General features: G+C 68.3%; 1 protein-coding gene. It reads left to right on the top strand.

Going from position 1 to position 1,730, the window contains the following annotated elements; translation table 11 throughout:
- Positions 1 to 61: 61 nt before the first annotated feature.
- Positions 62 to 1,687: an acyl-CoA synthetase gene (locus tag ACIPIA_RS15620; RefSeq protein ID WP_400510878.1), complete on the top strand. Its 1,626-nt coding sequence runs from the start codon at positions 62 to 64 to the stop codon at positions 1,685 to 1,687.
- The last annotated feature ends 43 nt before the right edge of the window (positions 1,688 to 1,730 follow it).

Raw genomic sequence — 1,730 nt, forward strand, 5'->3', positions numbered from 1 at the left:
CCTTGCGGCCGGTTCGGATGGAGGCTCTAGTTGCGGCCAGCAACGAAGCCGGGATGAGGGCATGCTCGAACGCCGCGCGACCTATCGTGAAACGCAGGAGGCGTTCGCCTGGCGCATCCCAGAGCGCTTCAATATCGGCACCGCCTGCTCGGATGCGCATGCCGATGGCTCGGGCCGCCCGGCGCTGATTTTCGAGGAGGACGGCGGCAAGGTCGCGACGCTGTCCTTCGACGATCTCGCCCGCGCCTCGAACCGCTTCGCCAATCTCCTCGCCCATCACGGCATCGGCCGGGGTGAGCGCGTCGGCATCCTGCTGCCGCAATCGCCGCAGACCGCGATCGCCCATCTCGGCACCTACAAGCGCGGCGCCATCGCGCTGCCGCTCTTCATCCAGTTCGGGCCCGAGGCGCTGGAGCACCGGCTCGGCCATAGTGGCGCCAGCGTCCTCGTTACCGACGCCGAGAACATCGGAAAGATCGAGGCGATCCGCGACGCCCTGCCGAACCTGCGCCGGATCCTCGTCGTCGGCGGCGCCGGCCATCTCGATTTCGAGTCGGAGATGGCGCAGGCCTCCGACAGCTTCATCGCGGCCGGCACGCGCGCCGACGACCCGGCCGTGATCATCTACACCTCCGGCACGACGGGGAAGCCGAAGGGCGCCCTGCATGCCCATCGCGTGTTGCTCGGCCATCTGCCGGGCGTGCAATTGCCGCAGGAGTTCTTCCCGCAGGCCCGCGACCTGTTCTGGACCCCGGCCGACTGGGCCTGGATCGGCGGGCTGCTCGACGTGCTCTTGCCCAGCCTCTATTGCGGCGTGCCGGTGCTGGCATCGCGAGCCCGCAAGTTCGACCCCGAGGCCGCCTTCGCCCTGCTGGCGCGTCACAAGGTGCGCAACGCCTTCCTGCCCCCGACCGCGCTCAAGCTGATGCGGCAGGTGCGCGATCCCAAGCGCTTCGGCTACGCCATGCGCTCGATCGGCACCGGCGGCGAGACGCTCGGTGCCGACATGCTGGACTGGAGCCGCGAAACCTTCGGCTTCCCGGTCAACGAGTTCTACGGCCAGACAGAAGCCAACCTGCTCGTCTCGAATTGTGCGAGCCTCTATCCCGTGAAGCCGGGTTCGATGGGCCGCGCCGTTCCCGGCCACCGCGTCGCGGTGATTTCGCCCGAAGGCCGGGAGCTGCCGCCGGGAGAACAGGGGCTGATCGCGGTGGCGCGCCCCGACCCTGTGATGATGCTGGAATACTGGAACCAGCCCGAGGCCACCGCCGCGAAATTCATTGGCGACTGGCTCGTCACCGGCGACACCGGGGCACGCGACGATGACGGCTATTTCTGGTTCCAGGGGCGCGACGACGACATCATCTCGTCTGGCTCCTACCGCATCGGTCCGGGTGATATCGAGGATTGCATCATCCGCCACCCCGCCGTGCTGATGGTCGCGGTCGTCGGCGTGCCCGATCCCGTCCGCACCGAGATCGTCAAGGCCTTCGTGCTGCCGAGGCCCGGCGTGGCACCGAATGCGGAGCTGGCCGCGGAGATCCAGGCCTTCGTGCGAGACCGGCTGGCGGGCTATCAGTATCCGCGCGAGGTCGAATTCGTGACGGAACTGCCGATGACGGCGACGGGCAAGATCATGCGCAAGGATCTGCGCAACCGGGAGATCGCTAGGCAGCGCGGCGGTTGAAGAAGGCGGCTGGCGACGGCGGAAGAGCGCGGTATCCCCGCGC

Source organism: Allobosea sp. CER48, from assembly GCF_044752385.1.
GTDB lineage: Bacteria > Pseudomonadota > Alphaproteobacteria > Rhizobiales > Beijerinckiaceae > Allobosea.